The following is a 19540-nucleotide window of genomic DNA, read 5'->3' as shown; positions in this document are numbered from 1 at the left end:
CAATGGCAGGACGAGCGACTCACGATCGGGTCACCTCTCGGCTCGGGTGGTTTCTGGCGCGGGCGGGAGTGCGACAGTGCCCTCATCGAAGCAGTCGAGCCATGCTCAGGTCGCGTCGTGCGCCGGTCTGTGGATAACCGGGCGCGGGGTGCCGCAGGTGCGGTGCGTGAGACGGCGGCACTTAGGCTGGTCGGGTGTCGACCCTCAGTGACCTCGTCCTCTCCCACGGCCGCTCCACGGACGCGGACGTCGAATGGCTGCACCTCCTGGTCGGCGACCTCCAGCTGCTCGCCGATCTCGCCTTCGCCGACATCGTGCTCTGGGTGCCGACCGCCGAGGGCGGCTTCGTCGCCGTCGCGCACGCCCGGCCCTCGAGTGCGGCGACGCTCTTCTACCGCGACTTCGTCGGGCAGAAGATTAAGGCGGAGTGGCGGGCCCAGGTGGCCGAGGCCTTCGAGAGCGCCCGCATCGTCGACACCTCCGCGCCGGACTGGTTCGAGGAGACGCCGACCCGCGTGCGCGCCGTCCCCGTCATCCGGCGCCTCGGCGGCTCCGACAGCGCGACCTACGATCAGCCGATCGCGGTCGTCACGCGGCACACCAATCTCAGCGAGACGCGCACCCCCAGCCGCCAGGAGCTGACGTTCAACGACTGCGCGAACGATCTCTTCTCGATGATCGCCTCGGGCGACTTCCCGGACCTCGGCGCGCCGACCGGTCCGCGTCGCGGCGCACCGCGCGCCTCAGACGGCCTGATCCGGCTCGATGTCGACGGCGTCACCACCTTCGCCAGCCCCAACGCGCTCTCGGCGTTCAACCGCATCGGCTTCGCGGACGAGCTCGAGGGGGAGTCGCTGGCCGAGGTCACCACCGGCCTGGTCGCCGGCAAGGTGGTCATCGACGAGTCGCTGCCCCTGGTCGTCACCGGGCGCGCGCCCTGGCGGACCGACATCGAGGCGCGCGGCGTCACCGTGTCGCTCCGGGCGATCCCGATCCGCGACCGCGGGGAGCGCGTCGGCGCCGTCGTGCTCTGCCGCGACGTCACGGAGCTGCGCCACCAGGAGCGCGAGCTGATCACCAAGGACGCGACGATCCGCGAGATCCACCACCGGGTGAAGAACAACCTGCAGACGGTCGCCTCGCTGCTGCGCATCCAGGCGCGGCGCACCCACTCCGACCTGGCCCGCGAGGCCCTCACGCAGGCGATGCGCCGCGTCGCCGCGATCGCGGTCGTGCACGACACCCTCTCGGAGGGGCTGGCGCAGAACGTCGACTTCGACGCCGTCTTCGATCGGGTGCTGCTGCTGATCGCCGAGGTCGCCTCGACGCACAACACCACCGTGCACCCCACCTTCACCGGTAGCTTCGGCGACCTGCCGAGCGAGTACGCCACTCCGCTGGCGCTGGCGCTGACCGAGCTGGTCACCAACGCGGTCGAGCACGGCCTGGCCGGGCGCGAGGGCGACGTCGAGATCGTCGCGACCCGCGGCGACGACGAGCTGACCGTCAAGGTGCGCGACACGGGTGTCGGGCTGCCGGAGGGCAAGGTCGGCTCGGGTCTCGGCACGCAGATCGTGCGCACCCTGATCCAGGGCGAGCTCGGCGGGACGATCGACTGGCACACGCTCGTCGGGCGCGGCACCGAGGTCACCATCGAGGTGCCGCTGCGCTGGCTGAAGGGACCGCGGGTCTGACGCGAGCCGTCGGCTCGGGGCCGGTGCGCTCCGGTCCGTCGTCTCCGAAGCCGACGTCCCCGGAGACGGCGCGACCCCCGCTGCCGAGGGCGAGCGGGGGTCGGGGTGGTGCCGATGCCGGGTGGAGCCGGCGACGGGCGCTACGAGGCGCGGCGGGCGCGGGCGGCGCGGCGCTTGAGGGCGCGGCGCTCGTCCTCGCTGAGGCCTCCCCAGACGCCCGAGTCCTGACCGGTCTCGAGGGCGTACTGGAGGCAGACCTCCGTGACGGTGCAGCGACCGCAGACCGTCTTCGCCTTCTCGATCTGGTCGACGGCGGGTCCGGTGTTGCCGACCGGGAAGAAAAGCTCGGGGTCAGCGGTGAGGCAAGCGGCCTTGTCGCGCCAGTCCATGCGGGTGCTCCTTGTGTGACAGCGTGCGTGGAGGAACCACGCAGTGTTCGGGTGGGATGATCGAGTCACACCGACGGCCTGGACCATCGGTATGCACCGGGCGCCCGAACCGGCGCACGCCACGAGACCCCACGCAGCTGCGCGAGGCGGTTCGGGTGCGGGACCGGACGGTGCTCGGTTCTTCCCGAGAGATCGCCCCGCTCGCACGCGTGCCTCACGGCACGGCAGGATCGGGGTGTTCACATCGGCGGTAACCCACGACCCTGTGAGCGGTGAAACGAACTGCACTAGCCTGTCACGGAGGCAGGCTCGAATCAAGAGTGCTGGATGGGATGCAGCTGTGATCATGGACGGGAACCGGCCTCCGACCAGGCCCGGAAACGGCTCTCGACCCCTCGGTCTGCTCCTCCTCGTCGCCGTTCTGGCGCTGGAGACCGCCGCCGTGGCGTGCGTCACGGGGTGGCTCCTCATCGAGCTCGTCACGACCCGCGCCGACACGATCGGTGGCGGGATCGCGATCGTGGTCCTCTCCTTCATCGCCCTCGCCTGGGTCGCCGCGACCACCGTGGGCACCGCGCGGCGCCGCAGCTGGATCCGCGCCTCCGCCCTCACCATCCAGCTCGTGATGATGGCCGTCGCCCTCGGCGCCTTCCAGGGGCAGTACGCCGTCCCGGACGTCGGCTGGGCCCTGCTGGCGCCGGCCCTCGTGGCGGTGGTGCTGCTCTTCCTCCCGAGCACGGTCGCCGCCACCCGCCGGGACCCCGCCTCCTCCTGATCGCCCCTCGGCGTCCGCCCGTCGACTAGCGTCGGAGGATGGACTCCACCCGACTCGGCTCCAGCGGCCTCCAGGTCTCCTCGATCATCCTCGGCTGCATGAGCTTCGGCGCCCCCGACCGCGGCGCGCACGGCTGGAGCATGGGGGAGGAGGAGTCGCGGCCCTTCCTCCGCCGGGCGCTCGAGCTCGGCATCACCACCTTCGACACCGCCGACGTCTACTCGGACGGCACGAGCGAGGAGTTCGTGGGCCGGGCCCTCGCCGACTTCGCGGTGCGCGAGGAGGTCGTCATCGCGACCAAGGTGCACGGCACGATGCGTCCGGGGCCCAACGGCGGCGGACTCTCCCGCCGGCACATCCTCAGCGCCATCGACGACAGCCTCCGTCGCCTCGGCACCGACTACGTCGACCTCTACCAGATCCACCGCTGGGACCCGCAGGTGCCGATCGAGGAGACGATGGAGACGCTGCACGACGTCGTCCGCTCGGGCAAGGCGCGCTACATCGGCGCCTCGAGCATGTGGGCGTGGCAATTCGCGAAGGCGCAGTACACGGCCGACCTCGGCGGCTGGACGCGCTTCGTCTCGATGCAGGACCAGTACAACCTGATCCAGCGCGAGGACGAGCGCGAGCTGCACCCGTTCTGCCTCGACCAGGGCGTCGGCGTCATCCCGTGGTCGCCGCTGGCCCGCGGCCGGCTGACCCGCGACTGGGACGAGACGACCTCCCGCACCGAGACCGACCTCTACGGCAAGACGCTCTACCACCAGCAGGAGCAGTCCGACCGCCGCACGGCGGCGACCGTCGAGCGCATCGCGACCGAGCGCGGTGTCCCGCGCGCGCAGATCGCCCTCGCCTGGGTGCGCCAGCAGGAGGCGGTGACCGCTCCCATCGTCGGTGCGACGAAGATGCAGCACCTCGAGGACGCGGTCGCCTCCGTCGACGTCGAGCTCACCGCGGAGGAGCTCGAGTCACTCGGCGGCGACTACGCCCCGCGCTTCAACGAGGGCTTCTGACCCCCCATGCTGGTCGAGTAGCCGCTGCAAGCGGCGTATCGAGACCGACGTGTGCAGTCGGGTGGATGTCGATACGCCCGCTGCGCGGGCTACTCGATCAGCAGGGGTGCGCCGCGACGGCGGGTGCCACCGTCGCACGCCGGTCGACCAGCCGCTGCAAGCGGCCCCCGCGCATGCTGGTCGAGTAGCCGCTGCAAGCGGCGTATCGAGACCTACGCGTGCAGTCGGGTGGATCTCGATACGCCCGCGGCGCGGGCTACTCGATCAGCATGAGCCGCCCGCTCAGGCGAGCTTGAGCTTCTTCCGCAGCGCCTGCACGTGTCCGGTGGCGCGCACGTTGTACTGCGCGAATTCGAGGTCGCCCTCGGGCCCGACGACGAAGGTCGAGCGCAGGACACCGACGACCGTCTTGCCGTAGCTGTTCTTCTCGCCCCACACGCCGTAGGCGCGGTGGGCGGCCATGTCCGGGTCGCTCAGCAGCGGGTAGGCGAGGCCGTGCTCGTCCGCCCAGCGGCGCAGCGCCTCCGGGGTGTCGCGCGAGACGCCGAGCACCTCGTAGCCGGCCGCCTGGAGCGCCGCCGTGCTGTCGCGGAAGTCGCACGCCTCGGTGGTGCAGCCGGGGGTGTCGGCCTGCGGGTAGAAGAAGAGGATGACGCGGCGGCCACGGAGATCGGCGAGGGCGACCGGTCGGCCGTCCTGATCGGGCAGCGTGAAGGCCGGCGCGGCGTCCCCGGCGGAGAGGCGCTCGTCGGCGGGGATCGGGGGGAGGGCGGTGTCGGTCATCGTCTGCTTCCGTCGGTGGTGGCGAAGGTGGTCAGGAGGCGCTGGAGCGAGTCGAGGCGCTCCGGCCCGCTCGCGCCGAGCAGCCCGCCCTCGACCGCCTCGATGATCGCGCAGTCGGGGGAGTCGGGCAGGTGCGTGCAGCCGCGCGGGCAGTCCTCGGCGAGCACGGCGAGCGTGGTGAAGGCGCCGAGGATGTTGTCGGTGTTCACGTGCCCGAGCCCGAAGGAGCGCACGCCCGGGGTGTCGATCACCCAGCCGTGCCGGTCACCGCGCTCGACGCGCAGGGACACCGTCGAGGAGGACGTGTGCCGGCCGCGACCGGTCACCGTGTTCACCCGGCCGATCGCCCGGTGCGCGTCGGGGACGAGCTTGTTCACGAGCGTCGACTTGCCGACCCCGGAGTGGCCGACGACGACGGTCTCGTGGCCGAGGAGCGCCTCGGCGATCTCGTCGACGGGCGGCTCGTCCTGGCTCGAGAGGAAGACCCGGAGATCGAGCCCCTCGAAGTTGCGGAGGAAGGGCGCGGGATCGGCGAGGTCGGTCTTGGTGATGCAGAGCATCGGGGTGATGCCGGCGTCGAAGGCGGCGACCAGGTAGCGGTCGACGAGCCGGGTGCGCGGCTCCGGATCGGCGGCGGCCACCACGCAGACCATCTGGTCGGCGTTCGCGACGATCACGCGCTCGATCGCGTCGGTGTCGTCGGCGCTGCGGCGCAGCAGGGTCGAGCGCTCGCGGATCCGGACGATCCGCGCGAGCGTGCCCTCGTCGCCGCTGGAGTCGCCGACCACGTCGACGCGGTCGCCGGCGACGATCGCCTGGCGGCGCAGCTCCCTCGCGCGCGCGGCCGTGAACTCGTGCTCCTCCGGAGTGCCGTCGCCGATCATCACCGTGTAGCGGCCGCGATCGACGCCGAGCACCATCGCGACCTCGGCGTCCTCGTAGGCCGGGCGGTTCTTCGTCCGCGGCTTGGTGCCCTTGGGGTTCGGGCGCACCCGCGCGTCCGACTCGTCGTAGCCGTCGAAGTCGTCGAGCACTCCGTCGGCATCGAGCCCGCTGTCCGTCCACCACGACACGGCTCAGACCCCTCCCGCGAGCGCGGTCCAGAGCTCGGGGAACTGCGGGAGCGTCTTGGACGTCGTCGCGATGTCCTCGATCGCGACGCCGGGAACGACGAGGCCGATCAGCGCGCCGGCGTGCGCCATGCGGTGATCGGAGTAGGTGCGCCAGCGACCGCCGTGCAGCGGCGCGGGCTCGATCCGCAGACCGTCCTCGAGCTCGGTGACGGAGCCGCCCAGCCCGTTGATCTCGGTCGCGAGCGCGGCGAGGCGGTCGGTCTCGTGGTGGCGGATGTGGCCGATGCCGGTGAGGGTGCTCGGGCCGCTCGCGAGCGCGGCGAGGGCCGCCAGGGCGGGAGCGAGCTCGCCGCCCTCGGAGAGGTCGAGATCGACGCCGAGGATCTCGTCGCCGCCGTGCACGACGAGGTCGTCGCCGTCGCGCTCGACCCGCGCGCCGAACATCGGCAGGATCCGCTCGAGGTGCGCCCCGACCTGGGTCGTCTCGGCCGGCCAGTGGCGGAACCGGACGGTGCCACCGGTGACGAGCGCGGCGGCGAGGAACGGCGCGGCGTTCGAGAGGTCGGGCTCGATCAGCACGTCGGCGCCGGCGATGCTCTGCGGCGCGATCGTCCACGCACCGGGGGTCGACGCGTCAACGCGCACGCCGCGGGCCTCGAGGGCCGCGATCGTCATGTCGATGTGCGGCTGGCTCGGCAGCGCCCCGCCCTCGTGCCGCAGGCGCAGGCCCTCGTCGAACCGCGCGCCCGCCAGCAGCAGCGCCGACACGAACTGGCTCGACCGGGTGGCGTCGACGACGGCGTCGCCGCCGCGGATGGAGCCGGAGCCGTGCACGGTGAAGGGGAGCGAGCCGCGGCCGTCGTCGGCCACGTCCACGCCGAGCGAGCGGAGGGAGGCGATGGTCGCGCCCATCGGGCGCTTGTAGGCGTAGGCGTCGCCGTCGAACGTGGTCGGCCCGAGGGCGAGCCCGGCCAGGGGCGGCAGGAAGCGCATCACGGTGCCGGCGAGGCCGCAGTCGATCGTCGTCGATCCGAGGAGCTCCTCGGCCGGCTCGACGACGAGATCGGCGCCGAAGGAGCCGGTGGCCCCCTCCTCGCGGATCGTCGTGCCGAGGGAGCGCAGACCGTCGATCATCAGCGCGCTGTCGCGCGAGTGCAGCGGCGCCCGGAGGGTGGAGGGGGCGTCGGCGAGGGCGGCGAGCACGAGCTCGCGGTTCGTCAGCGACTTGGAGCCGGGCAGCTCGACCACGGCGTCGAGGGCGCCGGCGGCGGACGGCGCCGACCAGTCCTCCTCGCCGGGGAGCGCGCGGGCGTCGCCGTACGGATCGAACTCGGGAGCGGAATAACGCGAGAAGACCATCGGTTGTCAGAGTAGTCGGCGAACGCGCCGGCGGCAGGTCCAGGCGGGAGGAGAGGCATCATGGCGGCGACGATCGACCTCGCGCGACCCCTCTCGGCGCGACCGACCCGCATCCGGCGTCGCGGCTTAGAATCGCGTGTGATGACTCGCGACGACAGCACACGCCCCAGCACCGCCGACGAGGCGCCGACGACGACGTCGGCCGCCGAGGAGGCGGAGCGGACGATCGAGGAGACCGTCGAGGAGTCGCTCGACGACACCGCGGCCCCCGATGCGCCCGTCGATCTGCGCGCGCTCTTCGAGCAGCAGGCGCTGCCGTTCATCGACCAGCTGTACGCGGCCGGGCTGCGGATGACGAAGAACCCCTCGGACGCCCAGGACCTGGTTCAGGAGACGTTCGCGAAGGCGTTCGGCGCGTTCAAGCAGTTCGAGCAGGGCACGAACCTCAAGGCGTGGCTCTACCGCATCCTGACGAACACGTTCATCAACTCGTACCGCAAGAAGCAGCGCGAGCCCTATCAGAGCGCGATCGACGAGCTCGAGGACTGGCAGCTGGGCGGCGCCGAGTCGACCACGGCCACCTCGAGCCGCTCGGCCGAGGCCGAGGCGATCGACCACCTCCCCGACACCGCCGTCAAGGAGGCCCTGCAGGCGATCCCGGAGGACTTCCGGCTCGCCGTCTATTTCGCGGATGTCGAGGGATTCTCCTACCAGGAGATCGCGGACATCATGAAGACCCCCGTCGGGACCGTCATGAGCCGGCTGCACCGCGGCCGGCGCATGCTGCGCGAACGACTCACCGACTACGCACGCGAGCGCGGGTTCCGCGCCGCTTTCACCACCGGGAGCACGAAATGACCGACTGCGGCTGCACGAAGGCGAAGGCCGAGCTCGAGGAGTACCTCCACAACGAGCTGTGCAAGGAGGACGCCGCCGACATCCGCGAGCACATGGCGAACTGCCCCGACTGCTCCGGTGAGGCGAAGGTCGGCGTCGTGCTGACCGTCGCGGTCCAGCGCGCCTGCAAGGAGACCGCGCCCGAGGACCTGCGCGCCCAGGTGCTCGGCATGCTGCGTGACGCGCAGGCCGGCCACGCCGCCGCGGCGACGGCGCGCGTCTAGCGCTCACCGCACTCCCACGTTCGACGACCTCCGGCTCGTCGGAATCCCGTCCGGCTCCCGTGAGCCGCGGATTCCGGCGAGCCGGAGGTCGTTCCACCTGCCGAAGGTGGCTCGTTCTATCGCGAGGTGAGGTTCGGCTCGTGAAGTGACCTCGGGCTCGCGGAATCGGCCTGTTCTCGCGTGCCGGAGGTGGTTTCGCGTGCCGGAGGTGCTCCGGGCCGTCGCGGGGTGAGCTCGGGCTCGTGAAATGACGTCGGGCTCGCGGGATTGGTCTCTTTTCGCGTGCCGGGGGTGGATTCGCGTGCCGGAGGTGGTCCGGGCTGTCACCGGTCGAGGTTCGGCTCGTGAAATGACGTCGGGCTCGCGGGATCGGGCTGTTCTCGCGTGCCAAGGGTGGTTTCGCGTGCCGGAAGTGATCAGCGCTGCTATTGGTCGAGGTTCGGCTCGTGAATTGAGGTTGGGCTCGCCGAATCGGCCTGTTCTCGCGTGCCGGAGGTGGTTTCGCGTGCCGGAGGTGCTCCGGGCCGTCGCGGGGTGAGCTCGGGCTCGTGACATGACGTCGGGCTCGCAGGATCGGCCTGTTTTCGCGTGCCGGAGGTGGTTTCGCGTGCCGGAGGTGGTCCGGGCTGTCACCGGTCGAGGTTCGGCTCGTGAAATGACGTCGGGCTCGCGGGATCGGGCTGTTCTCGCGTGCCAAGGGTGGTTTCGCGTGCCGGAAGTGATCAGCGCTGCTATTGGTCGAGGTTCGGCTCGTGAAGTGACGTCGGGCTCGCTGAATCGGCCTGTTTTCGCGTGCCGGAGGTGGTTTCGCGTGCCCGAGGTGCTCCGGGCCGTCGCGGGGTGAGCTCGGGCTCGTGAAATGACGTCGGGCTCGCGGGATTGGTCTCTTTTCGCGTGCCCGGGGTGGTTTCGCGTGCCGGAGGTGGTCTGCGCTGTCGCCGGTCGAGGTTCGGCTCGTGGAATGGCGTCGGGCTCGCGGGATCGGGCTGTTCTCGCGTGCCAAGGGTGGTTTCGCGTGCCGGAGGTGGTCGGGGGCCGGCGCGGGGCGGCGGGTCGGGGCGGAACGACGAACGGCCCGCCGGATCCGGGGATCCGACGAGCCGGAGGTCGTGGTGCAGGCCGGGCCGCCCGGGTGGGCGGCCCGAGCCGCGGGTCAGCGCTGCAGGGCGCGGGCCAGGAGGTCGGCCTGCTCGGAGGCGTGGCGCTTCGCCGAGCCGGCCGCGGGGGAGGCCGCAGCGGGACGGGAGACGACGCGCACCGGGCGGTCGAGCTGCGGAGCGACGTTCAGCGCGATGAACGGCCAGGCGCCCTGGTTCTCGGGCTCGTCCTGCACCCAGACGAACTCCGCGTTCGGGTAGCGCGCGGCGATCGCGCGCAGCTCCTCGGTCGGCGCCGGGTAGTACTGCTCGAGGCGCACCAGCGCGACGCCGGCGTCCGGCTTCTTCTCCAGCTCGGCCTTGAGGTCGTAGTGCACCTTGCCCGCGTGCAGCAGCACCCGGGTCACGGCCGACGCGTCCTGGACACGGGCGTCGTCGATCACGGGCTCGAAGCGGCCCGAGGTGAAGTCCTCGACGGCGCTCGACGCCCCACGGAGGCGCAGCATCGCCTTCGGCGTGAAGACCACCAGCGGACGTCGCGGGCGCGAGTACGCCTGGCGGCGCAGCAGGTGGAAGTACGACGCCGGCGTCGAGGGGCGCGCGACCGTCATGTTCCGCTCGGCGCACATCTGCAGGTAGCGCTCGATGCGGGCGGAGGAGTGGTCCGGGCCCTGGCCCTCGTAGCCGTGCGGGAGCAGCAGCACGAGCGACGAGCGCTGGCCCCACTTCTGCTCGGCCGAGGAGATGAACTCGTCGATGACGATCTGGGCGCCGTTGGCGAAGTCGCCGAACTGGGCCTCCCAGAGCACGAGCGAGTCGGGCCGCTCGACCGAGTAGCCGTACTCGAACGCCATCGCCGCGTACTCCGAGAGCAGCGAGTCGTAGATCCAGAGCCGGGCCTGCTGGTCCGACAGGTTCATCAGCGGCAGCCACTCCTGGCCGTTCTCGCGGTCGTGCAGCACCGCGTGGCGCTGGACGAAGGTGCCGCGGCGCGTGTCCTGGCCGACGAGGCGCACCGGGGTGTCCTCGAGCAGGAGCGAGCCCAGCGCGAGCAGCTCGCCGAACGCCCAGTCGATCGAGCCCGAGCGGCTCATCTCCTGGCGCTTGGTCAGCAGCTGCTGCAGCTTCGGGTGCACGGTGAAGCCCTCGGGCGGCGAGTTGAACGCGTCGCCGATGCGGGTGACGACCTCGGCCTTGACGCCGGTCGACTCCGGCTCGCCCGGGTAGTCCTCGCCCTGCTGCGCATCGGGCAGCTCGAGGTCGGCCACGGAGTCGCCGTCGGCGGTGATCACCGGGATCGCGCCGGTCTGCGCGGCGTGCGTCTCGGCGAAGGCGCGCTCGAGGCGGTCCTGGAAGTCCTGGTGCGCCCGGTCGTACTCCTCCTCGGTGATGTCGCCGCGACCGACGAGCGCCTCGGTGTAGAGCTTGCGCACCGAGCGCTTGGCCTCGATCAGGCTGTACATCAGCGGCTGGGTCATCGAGGGGTCGTCGCCCTCGTTGTGACCGCGGCGGCGGTAGCAGATGAGGTCGATGACCACGTCGCGGTTGAACCGCTGGCGGTACTCGAAGGCCAGCTGGCCGACGTGCACGACGGCCTCGGGGTCGTCCCCGTTCACGTGGAAGATCGGGGCCTGGATCGTCTTCGCCATGTCCGTCGAGTAGATCGACGTGCGGGCCTCGTGCGGCGGCGTGGTGAAGCCGACCTGGTTGTTGATGTTGATGTGGATGGTGCCGCCGGTGCGGTACGCGCGCAGCTGCGACATCTGCAGGCCCTCGACGACCACGCCCTGACCGGCCATCGCCGCGTCGCCGTGGACGAGGATCGGCAGGGTCGTGAAGGTGCCGATGGGCTTGCGGTCCTGCTTGGCGCGGACGATGCCCTCGAGCACGCCGTTCACGGCCTCGAGGTGCGACGGGTTCGCCGCGAGGTAGACGGGGATCTCCTCGCCGGCCGAACCGCGGAAGGTGCCCTCGGTGCCGAGGTGGTACTTCACGTCGCCCGAGCCCTGGACCGTCTTGGGGTCCTGGGTGCCCTCGAACTCGCGGAAGATCTGGCCGTAGGTCTTGCCGGCGATGTTGGTCAGCACGTTGAGGCGGCCGCGGTGGGCCATGCCGATGGCGACCTCGTCGAGGTCCGCGTCGGCGGCGCCCTGCAGGACGGCGTCCAGCAGCGCGATCAGCGACTCGCCGCCCTCGAGCGAGAAGCGCTTCTGGCCGACGTACTTCGTCTGCAGGAAGGTCTCGAACGCCTCGGCCTCGTTCAGGCGGCCGAGGATGCGCAGCTGCTCGTCGTGGCCCGGCTTCTCGTAGCCGCGCTCGAGCTTCTGCTGCATCCAGGCGCGCTGCTCCGGGTCCTGGATGTGCATGTACTCCACGCCGACGGTGCGGCAGTAGGAGTCGCGGAGGATGCCGAGGATGTCGCGCAGCTTGAGCTGGCGCGAGCCGCCGAACCCGTCGGTGACGAACTCGCGGTCGAGGTCCCAGAAGGTGAGGCCGTGGCTCTCGATGGCGAGGTCGGGGTGCGAGCGCTGGACGTACTCGAGCGGGTCGACGTCGGCCATCAGGTGGCCGCGGACGCGGAACGAGTTGATGAGCTCCTGCACGCGGGAGGTCTTCGAGACGCGCTCGGCGAGGTCGACGGCGATGTCGGTCGACCAGTGGATCGGGTCGTAGGGGATGCGCAGCGCCGAGAAGATGTCCTCGTAGAAGCCGCGCTTGCCGAGCAGCAGCTCGTGCACGATCTTGAGGAACTCGCCCGAGCCCGCGCCCTGGATGACGCGGTGGTCGTAGGTCGAGGTCAGCGTGATGGTCTTGCCGATGCCGAGCTCGACGAGGGTCTTCTCCGAGGAGCCCTGGAACTCGGCCGGGTACTCGAGGGCGCCGGCGCCGATGATGCAGCCCTGGCCCTTCATCAGCCGCGGCACGGAGTGCACGGTGCCGATGCCGCCGGGGTTGGTCAGCGAGAGGGTGGTCCCGGCGAAGTCGCCGGCGACGAGCTTGTTGCCGCGGGCGCGCTTGACGAGGTCCTCGTAGGCGGCGAGGTAGGCGGTGAAGCTCAGCGTGTCGGCGCGCTTGATGCTCGGGACGAGCAGGGCGCGGGTGCCGTCGGGCTTGGGCATGTCGATCGCGATGCCGAGGTTGACGTGCGCCGGGGCGACGACCGAGGGCTTGCCGTCGGGCTCGTCGTAGTAGACGTTCTGGCTCGGGAAGTCCTTCAGCGCGCGGATCAGCGCCCAGCCGATGAGGTGGGTGAAGGAGACCTTGCCGCCGCGGGTGCGGCGCAGGTGATTGTTGATGACGATGCGGTTGTCGATCATCAGCTTCGCCGGGATGGTGCGGACGCTCGTGGCCGTCGGGATCGACAGGCTCGCGTCCATGTTCGTCGCGAGGCTCTTGGCCATGCCGCGCAGCGGCGAGACGACGTCCTCCTCGACGGCGGCGGTCTCCTCGGCGGGCTTGCTCACGGGAGCGTCCGCCGGGATCGGCTGCGGCTTGGGCTGCTTCGAGGTGGTCCTCGCCGTGCTGGTCGCGGACGTGGCCGGGTGGCTCACCGCTCCGCCCGCGCTCGTCGACACGCGCTCGGCGACGGCCTCCTTCGCGGGAGCCGGGGCCTCGGCGGCGGGCGCCGCCGCGGCGGGTGCGGCACCGCCGAGCTGCTTGCCGTAGCGCTCCAGGATCGGCCACCAGGACTCGTCCACGGACGCCCGGTCGGCGCTGTACTGCTCGTACAGCTCCTCCACCAGCCACTCGTTGGCCCCGAAGTCCTCCGAGCCCTGATCTGTTCCCGCTCCGGTCAACTGGCTCGACACAGCCGATCGCCCACTCTCTCCGTTGATTCGTTCTCGATCATCCGGACGGCACCGTCGCATCCCTCGACGCGCAGGCGCTCCGACGCATTGCGTCCGACAGCGCTGCGGGCGTCGTCGCCCGGTCCCGTCCCGGTCGACAAGCCTATCCCGGATCCTCCAGCGACGGTCCCCGGTCGGGCCGGAGTAGCGTCGTCTCCATGCGCTTCTACGGTGGAACCCCCTCCGGCGACCTCACCTACTCGGACGTCTTCCTCGTTCCCGGCCGGTCGTCCGTGACCAGCCGGCTCGACGTGTCGCTCGCCCCCGGTGACGGCACCGGAGCCAGCATCCCGATCGTCTCCTCCAACATGAACTCGGTCACGGGCCCCCGCCTCGCCGCCGCCCTCGCGCGGCGCGGCGGGCTCGGCGTCCTCCCGCAGGACATGCCGCTGCAGCAGCTCGACGCGGCGATCCGCTGGGTCAAGGACCAGCCGGTCGCCTTCTCGGGCGCGCTGACCGCCTCGCCGTCGACGACGGTCGAGGAGGCGCTCGCGATCCTGCCGGCGGTCGCAGGCCACGGCTTCGTGGTGCAGGAGGAGGACGGCTCGATCCTCGGCTGCGTGCCCGCCTCGCGCCTGGCCACGGCGCTCGAGGACGCCCGGCTCGGCGACCTCGTGCACGGCGCGTCGGCGTCGATCGACGCCGACGACGTCCCCTCCGCCCGCGCCGCCTTCGACCTGATGGTGGCGGCCGACCTCGACTTCGCCCCGGTGCTGCACCACGGCGCTCTGGTCGGCACGCTCTCGCGCACGGGAGCGCTGCGCTCGACGATCTACGATCCCGCGCTGGACGGGCACGGCCGCCTCCGGGTCGCCGCTGCCGTCGGCATCAACGGCGACGTGGCGGCCAAGGCGCGCGCGCTCGTCGCCGCGGGGGTCGACGTGCTCGTGCTCGACACGGCGCACGGCCACCAGGAGGGGATGCTGCGCGCGCTGCGGACCGTCTCGGCACTGAAGCTGGGCGTCCCGATCGCCGCCGGCAACATCGTCACCGCCGACGCCGTGCACGACCTCGTCGACGCGGGCGCCGACATCCTCAAGGTCGGCGTCGGCCCGGGCGCGATGTGCACCACCCGGATGATGACCGCGGTCGGGCGTCCGCAGTTCTCGGCCGTGCTGGAGACGGCGGAGCGGGCCCGCGAGCTCGGCGCGCACGTCTGGGCCGACGGCGGGGTGCGCTACCCGCGCGACGTCGCCCTCGCGCTCGCCGCCGGTGCCGCCTCCGTGATGATCGGCTCGTGGTTCGCCGGCACGATCGAGGCGCCGGGGGAGCTGCGCACCGACGCGGCCGGCCGGGTCTACAAGGAGAGCTGGGGGATGGCCTCGGCCAAGGCGGTGCAGGAGCGCTTCGAGCGCCTCGACGCCTACGAGCTCGCGCGCAAGCGGCTCTTCGCCGAGGGCATCTCCTCCTCGACGATCTACCTCGATCCGCTCCGCCCCTCGCTCGAGGACCTGCTCGACATGATCACCTCGGGTGTGCGCTCCTCCTTCACCTACGCCGGGGCGCGCAGCGTCGCGGAGTTCCACGAGCGCGCGCTGGTCGGGCTGCAGTCGGCGGCCGGCTACGAGGAGGGCAAGGCGCTGCCGGTCAGCTGGTGAGCGGCGCGGGCGTGCTAGAACCGAGCCCATGACGATCGTCGACAACGCCGTGTACGTCGGCGGTCACCGCATCCGCAACCCGGACTCGCTCGAGGACACCTTCGAGCTGATGCGCGACGAGCACGGCATGGCGTGGATCGGGCTGTTCCGCCCGAGCCGCGAGGAGGTGGAGGCGGTCGCGCAGGAGTTCGGGCTGCACCCGCTCGCGGTCGAGGACGCGCTGAGCGGCCACCAGCGGGCCAAGCTCGAGCGCTACGACGACGGGCTGTTCGTGGTGCTGCGGCCCGCGCGCTACGTCGACTCCGCCGAGACGGTCGTCTTCGGCGAGCTGCACGTGTTCGTCGGACCCGACTTCGTCGTCACCATCCGGCACGCCGACTCGCCGGACCTCGCGGCCGTGCGCAAGCGGCTCGAGGGCGATCCGCAGCTGCTCGCGCGCGGTCCCGAGGCGGTGCTCTACGCGATCCTCGACCAGGTCGTCGACGAGTACGCGCCGGTCGTGCACGGCGTGCAGGGCGACGTCGACGAGATCGAGGACCAGCTCTTCGGCGACGGCACCGGCGACGGGCTCTCGGAGCGCATCTACCGCCTCTCCCGCGAGGTCATCCACTTCCAGCGCTCGGTGCAGCCGCTGACGGCGCTGCTGCACGAGCTCGCCTCGGCGCCCGATGCGGCCCCGGGCGCCGACGCGTCGCCGGACCACGTCGAGCTGCACCGCTCGCTCCGCGACGTGCTCGATCACACGATCCGGGTGACGGAGGCGGTCGACGCACTCCGCGCGATCCTCGACAAGGCGCTGACCGTGCACTCGACCCTGGTCTCGCGCCGGCAGACGGAGACGGGGCTCGCCCAGAACGACGTGGTGCGGAAGATCTCGTCCTGGGCGGCGATCCTCTTCGCGCCGACGCTCGTCGCGGGGATCTACGGGATGAACTTCGACGACATGCCGGAGCTGCACTGGCGGCTCGGCTACCCCTGGGCGATCGGGCTGATGCTGGTCTTCGGCTTCGTGCTCTACGCGGTGTTCAAGCGCAAGAAGTGGCTCTAGGGGCCCTCCTGCCCGGCGCGTGCGCCCGCTAGACTCGACGCCACGATGGACGACCCCCCTTCTGCGCATCCGCCCGCCCACCGGCTCGCCCTGACAGGCGGTGATCCCCGTGGGCTCTGAATGGCTCCTCCTGAGCGTCGGCCTGATCCTGACGCTCGGCACCGGCGTGTTCGTCGCCAGCGAGTTCGCGCTGGTCAATCTCGACCGCGCCGACCTCGAGGCCCGCCGCGAGCGCGGCGAGACCCGCCTCGGGATGACGATCGCCGCCCTCCGCGTCACCTCGACGCACCTCTCCAGCGCCCAGCTCGGCATCACGCTGACGACGCTGCTCACCGGCTACACGATGGAGCCGGCGCTCTCGACGCTGCTGCGCGTCCCGTTCAGCGGCCTCGGTCTGCCGGACGAGGTGCTCACGCCGATCATGACGGTCCTCGCGATCGTCATCGCGACGCTGCTGTCGATGATCCTGGGCGAGCTGGTGCCCAAGAACTTCGCGCTGGCCCTGCCGCGCGCGACGGCGAAGCTGGTGGTGCCGATCCAGACCGCGTTCACCACGGTCTTCCGGCCGGCCGTCGCCCTGCTGAACGGCAGCGCCAACGCGCTGCTCCGCCTGGCCGGGATCGAGCCGAAGGAGGAGCTCTCGGGCGCCCGCAGCGCCGAGGAGCTCTCCAGCCTCGTCCGGCACTCCGCGAGCGCCGGGCTGCTCGAGGAGGACACGGCCGACCTGCTCGGGCGCACCCTGCGCTTCTCCGCCCTCTCCGCGGGCGACGTGATGACCCCGCGTCTGCGGCTCTCCACGCTCGAGCGCTCCAGCACCGCGCAGGACGTGCTCGACCTCGCCCGCACCACCGGGCTCTCCCGCTTCCCGATCACGGACGACGACATCGACGACATCGTCGGAGTCGTGCACGTCAAGCAGGCGGTCGCCGTGCCGCGCGGCAAGCGCTCCGAGGTGCCCGTCACAGCGCTGCGCTCCGAGCCGCTGCGGGTGCCCGAGACGATGAAGCTCGACGTGCTGCTCACCGAGCTGCGCGGCCGCGGCTACCAGCTCGCCGTCGTCGTCGACGAGTACGGCGGAACCGCGGGCGTCGCGACGCTCGAGGATCTGGTCGAGGAGCTCGTCGGCGAGGTGGCGGACGAGCACGACCGCTCCCGCCCCGACGTCGTGAAGCTGCCCGGCTCGACGACGTTCCCCGGCATGCTCCGCCCCGACGAGGTGCGCGACCGCGCGGGCGTCGTCATCCCGGAGGAGGGGCCGTACGAGACGGTCGCCGGCTTCGTGATGAGCGAGCTCGGGCGCCTGCCCGCCGTCGGCGACGAGGTCGCCGTCGAGGGCGGCGCGCTCCGCGTCGAGCGGCTCGACGGCCGCCGCATCGACCGGCTCCGCTTCACCCCCGACCCCGAGGCGGCCGGCGAGGGCATCCCCGATCCGCTCGCCGACGTCGGACGACCGCACCGAGGACGCCAGGAGGCCGACCATGAGTGACTGGGCAGGAATCGCCTGGCTCGTGGTGCTGCTCGCCGCGAACGCCTTCTTCGTCGGAGCGGAGTTCGCGGTCATCTCCGCGCGCCGCTCCCAGATCGAGCCCCTCGCCGAGAGCGGGCGCCGCAGCGCGATCACCGCGCTCGCCGCGATGGAGCACGCCACGCTGATGCTGGCGACGACCCAGCTGGGCATCACCGTCTGCTCGCTGCTGATCCTGAACGTCAGCGAGCCGGCGATCCACCACCTGCTCGAGGTGCCGCTGCACGCGGTCGGCATCCCGGACGAGCTCTCCGGCACCGTCGCGTTCGTGATCACTCTGGTGATCGTGTCGTTCCTGCACGTCGTGCTCGGCGAGATGGTGCCGAAGAACATCTCGTTCTCGATGCCCGACCGCGCGGTGCTGCTGCTCGCGCCGCCGCTCGTCGCGATCGCCCGCGTGATCAGCCCGATCATCGTCGCCCTCAACGCGATCTCGAACGGCGTGCTCCGCCTGTTCCGGGTCGAGCCGAAGGACGAGGCGAACAGCACCTTCACGCTCGAGGAGGTGCAGACGATCGTCGACCAGTCGACCCGCGAGGGCACGCTGCGCAGCAACGGCACCCTCCTCGCCGCGTTCGAGTTCACCGAGAAGAAGGTGCGCGACGTGGCGCTGCCGCTGGACGGGATCGTCAGCCTCCCCGCCGGGGCCTCGCCCGCCGACGTCGAGCGGGCCGTCGCGAAGCACGGCTTCTCGCGCTACGTCGTGCTCGGCGACGACGGTCAGCCCGAGGGCTACATCCACCTCAAGGACGTCCTCGACCTCGACGGCGACACCGAGGGGCCGAAGTTCCGCCTGCCGATCCCGGCCAAGCGGATCCGGCAGCTGGCCTCGATCTTCGAGGCCACCGACCTCGAGGACGCCCTCGCGATCATGCGGCGCACCGGCGCCCACCTCGCCCGCGCCTTCGACGAGCAGGGCCGCGCGACGGGAGTCCTCTTCCTCGAGGACATCATCGAGGAGCTCGTCGGCGAGGTCGACGACGCGACGCGGCGCTGACTGCATGCTCGCCGCACGCGGCGGTGGAGGGGCGGCGGCGGCAGCAGTACATGCTGGTCGAGTAGGCCCGCAGGGCCGTATCGAGACCCACCGTGGCCGAGGCGGGTGGATCTCGATACGCCCTCTGCGAGGGCTGCTCGATCAGCATGGTCGCAGGCTGCTCGGCCGGCACAGCTCGTCTCGGGTCCGGAGTCACCGGCCGCTGTCGGGGGTGCGACCTAGGCTGGCGGGATGACGGATCGGCAGAGGGAGTTCGGGCCCGCGGAGGCGGCGCTCGCGGTGCGGGTGCCGCGCGCGGAGGACGACAAGTACAGCCGCGGGGTGCTCGGCATCGCCACGGGCTCGGAGCGCTACCCGGGCGCCGCCGTGCTCGGCGTCGAGGCGGCCGTCCGCACCGGGCTGGGCATGGTGCGCTACCTCGGGCCGGAGCGGCCCTCGGCGCTCGTGCTGGCGCGGCGGCCCGAGGTCGTCACCTCGGCCGGGCGCGTGCAGGCTTGGCTCCTCGGCTCCGGGACGAGCGCCGACGACCGCTCGGAGGACGAGCGCGCGGCGCTGCTCGAGCAGCTGCACTCGGGCGTCCCCGTCGTGCTCGACGCGGGCGCGCTCGACCTGATCGACGAGGCCCGCGGGCCGGTCGTCATCACTCCGCACTACCGCGAGCTCGCGGGCGTGCTCGCGCGCGCCGGGGTCGAGGTGGACGCCGCGGCGATCGCGGCCGACGCGTCCGGCTGGGCGCGCCGCGCGGCCGAGCGGTTCGGTGTCTGCGTGCTGCTCAAGGGCAGCACGACCCACGTGGTGTCCGGCGGCGTCGCCCTCGAGGTGACCGGCTCGACCCCGTGGCTCGCGACGGCCGGCAGCGGAGACGTCCTCGGCGGAGTCCTCGGCGCACTGCTCGCGGGCCGGGCCGCGGACGCCGAGGGCGACGGAGCGCCGCTCGACGACGGGGCGCTCGCGACCGTCGCCGCGGCCGCGGCCGTGCTGCACGCTCGGGCCGGTGCGGCGGCCTCCGGCGGCGGGCCGATCGCGGCCCTCGACATCGCCGAGCAGCTGCCGGGCGTCGTCGCGCGCCTGCTGGAGCGGGCCACGGGGTGATCTGAACCGAACGCCCGGGCACCCCGTTGTCCCAGGAGAGGCGGCCACCCCGCGCGATCCGGTCATCGGAGCCGTACGGCGGCCTCATCGGAACCCCATAGCTCCCGGCCCTAGCGTCGGGGCGA

General features: G+C 71.9%; 15 protein-coding genes. 10 read left to right on the top strand and 5 right to left on the bottom strand.

The window, feature by feature from the left end:
* Positions 1 to 194 precede the first annotated feature (194 nt).
* The gene (locus HQQ82_RS04715) at positions 195 to 1694 is read left to right on the top strand and encodes a PAS domain-containing sensor histidine kinase (protein WP_173231873.1); all 1500 of its coding nucleotides are present in this window, start codon (positions 195 to 197) and stop codon (positions 1692 to 1694) included.
* A 140-nt stretch (positions 1695 to 1834) separates the two neighbouring features.
* Here the strand turns inward: HQQ82_RS04715 and HQQ82_RS04710 are convergent, their stop codons facing one another.
* Entirely contained in the window at positions 1835 to 2083 is a 249-nt protein-coding gene (locus HQQ82_RS04710; RefSeq protein ID WP_056045195.1) for a WhiB family transcriptional regulator, read from the bottom strand.
* Positions 2084 to 2525: 442 nt separating this feature from the next.
* Here HQQ82_RS04710 and HQQ82_RS04705 point away from each other — a divergent pair, with 442 nt between their 5' ends.
* Positions 2526 to 2858 (top strand): hypothetical protein, encoded by a 333-nt coding sequence (locus tag HQQ82_RS04705; RefSeq protein ID WP_254071171.1) that lies wholly within the window; start codon positions 2526 to 2528, stop codon positions 2856 to 2858.
* Positions 2859 to 2896: 38 nt separating this feature from the next.
* Positions 2897 to 3874, top strand: coding sequence for an aldo/keto reductase (locus HQQ82_RS04700; RefSeq protein ID WP_173231871.1), 978 nt, complete (start codon positions 2897 to 2899; stop codon positions 3872 to 3874).
* A gap of 282 nt (positions 3875 to 4156) precedes the next feature.
* Here HQQ82_RS04700 and bcp read toward each other — a convergent pair whose 3' ends face one another.
* From bcp to aroA, 3 genes are read right to left on the bottom strand one after another with little or no spacing between them, the layout of a single operon-like run.
* On the bottom strand, positions 4157 to 4657 hold the full coding sequence (gene bcp, locus HQQ82_RS04695; RefSeq protein ID WP_173231870.1) for a thioredoxin-dependent thiol peroxidase: 501 nt from the start codon (positions 4655 to 4657) through the stop codon (positions 4157 to 4159).
* Positions 4654 to 5730, bottom strand: a complete 1077-nt coding sequence (gene rsgA, locus HQQ82_RS04690; protein WP_173231869.1) for a ribosome small subunit-dependent GTPase A — start codon at positions 5728 to 5730, stop codon at positions 4654 to 4656. The genes bcp and rsgA overlap by 4 nt, the downstream gene beginning before the upstream one ends.
* Positions 5731 to 5733: 3 nt before the next feature.
* The gene (gene aroA / locus HQQ82_RS04685) at positions 5734 to 7089 is read right to left on the bottom strand and encodes a 3-phosphoshikimate 1-carboxyvinyltransferase (RefSeq protein WP_173231868.1); all 1356 of its coding nucleotides are present in this window, start codon (positions 7087 to 7089) and stop codon (positions 5734 to 5736) included.
* A 141-nt stretch (positions 7090 to 7230) separates the two neighbouring features.
* On the opposite strand from aroA, the gene HQQ82_RS04680 reads away from it, so the two are divergent.
* Both HQQ82_RS04680 and HQQ82_RS04675 read left to right on the top strand, forming a co-directional pair.
* Complete coding sequence (locus HQQ82_RS04680) at positions 7231 to 7947, top strand: sigma-70 family RNA polymerase sigma factor (RefSeq protein WP_173231867.1); 717 nt, start codon at positions 7231 to 7233, stop codon at positions 7945 to 7947.
* On the top strand, positions 7944 to 8210 hold the full coding sequence (locus HQQ82_RS04675; protein ID WP_173231866.1) for a zf-HC2 domain-containing protein: 267 nt from the start codon (positions 7944 to 7946) through the stop codon (positions 8208 to 8210). The genes HQQ82_RS04680 and HQQ82_RS04675 overlap by 4 nt, the downstream gene beginning before the upstream one ends.
* Positions 8211 to 9363: 1153 nt before the next feature.
* Here the strand turns inward: HQQ82_RS04675 and HQQ82_RS04670 are convergent.
* Positions 9364 to 13116: a multifunctional oxoglutarate decarboxylase/oxoglutarate dehydrogenase thiamine pyrophosphate-binding subunit/dihydrolipoyllysine-residue succinyltransferase subunit gene (locus tag HQQ82_RS04670; protein WP_173231865.1), complete on the bottom strand. Its 3753-nt coding sequence runs from the start codon at positions 13114 to 13116 to the stop codon at positions 9364 to 9366.
* Between the two features lie 197 nt (positions 13117 to 13313).
* Here HQQ82_RS04670 and HQQ82_RS04665 point away from each other — a divergent pair, with 197 nt between their 5' ends.
* The 5 genes from HQQ82_RS04665 to HQQ82_RS04645 all read left to right on the top strand — a co-directional run bounded on the left by HQQ82_RS04665 (position 13314) and on the right by HQQ82_RS04645 (position 19415).
* Entirely contained in the window at positions 13314 to 14753 is a 1440-nt protein-coding gene (locus HQQ82_RS04665) for a GuaB1 family IMP dehydrogenase-related protein (RefSeq protein WP_173231864.1), read from the top strand.
* A gap of 28 nt (positions 14754 to 14781) precedes the next feature.
* The gene (locus HQQ82_RS04660) at positions 14782 to 15801 is read left to right on the top strand and encodes a magnesium and cobalt transport protein CorA (protein ID WP_173231863.1); all 1020 of its coding nucleotides are present in this window, start codon (positions 14782 to 14784) and stop codon (positions 15799 to 15801) included.
* A gap of 100 nt (positions 15802 to 15901) precedes the next feature.
* Positions 15902 to 17287: a hemolysin family protein gene (locus HQQ82_RS04655; RefSeq protein ID WP_173231862.1), complete on the top strand. Its 1386-nt coding sequence runs from the start codon at positions 15902 to 15904 to the stop codon at positions 17285 to 17287.
* Positions 17280 to 18323 carry a hemolysin family protein gene (locus tag HQQ82_RS04650; RefSeq protein ID WP_173231861.1) on the top strand — a complete coding sequence of 348 codons (1044 nt, stop codon included), beginning with the start codon at positions 17280 to 17282 and terminating at the stop codon, positions 18321 to 18323. The genes HQQ82_RS04655 and HQQ82_RS04650 overlap by 8 nt, the downstream gene beginning before the upstream one ends.
* A 231-nt stretch (positions 18324 to 18554) precedes the next feature.
* On the top strand, positions 18555 to 19415 hold the full coding sequence (locus HQQ82_RS04645; RefSeq protein ID WP_173231860.1) for an ADP/ATP-dependent (S)-NAD(P)H-hydrate dehydratase: 861 nt from the start codon (positions 18555 to 18557) through the stop codon (positions 19413 to 19415).
* Positions 19416 to 19540 lie beyond the last annotated feature (125 nt).

Origin of the sequence: Rathayibacter sp. VKM Ac-2856 (genome assembly GCF_013205055.1) — a bacterium.
Taxonomy (GTDB): Bacteria; Actinomycetota; Actinomycetes; order Actinomycetales; family Microbacteriaceae; genus Rathayibacter.
The sequence above is the reverse complement of the archived record's forward strand: the minus strand, read 5'-3'. Positions and strand labels throughout refer to the sequence as shown.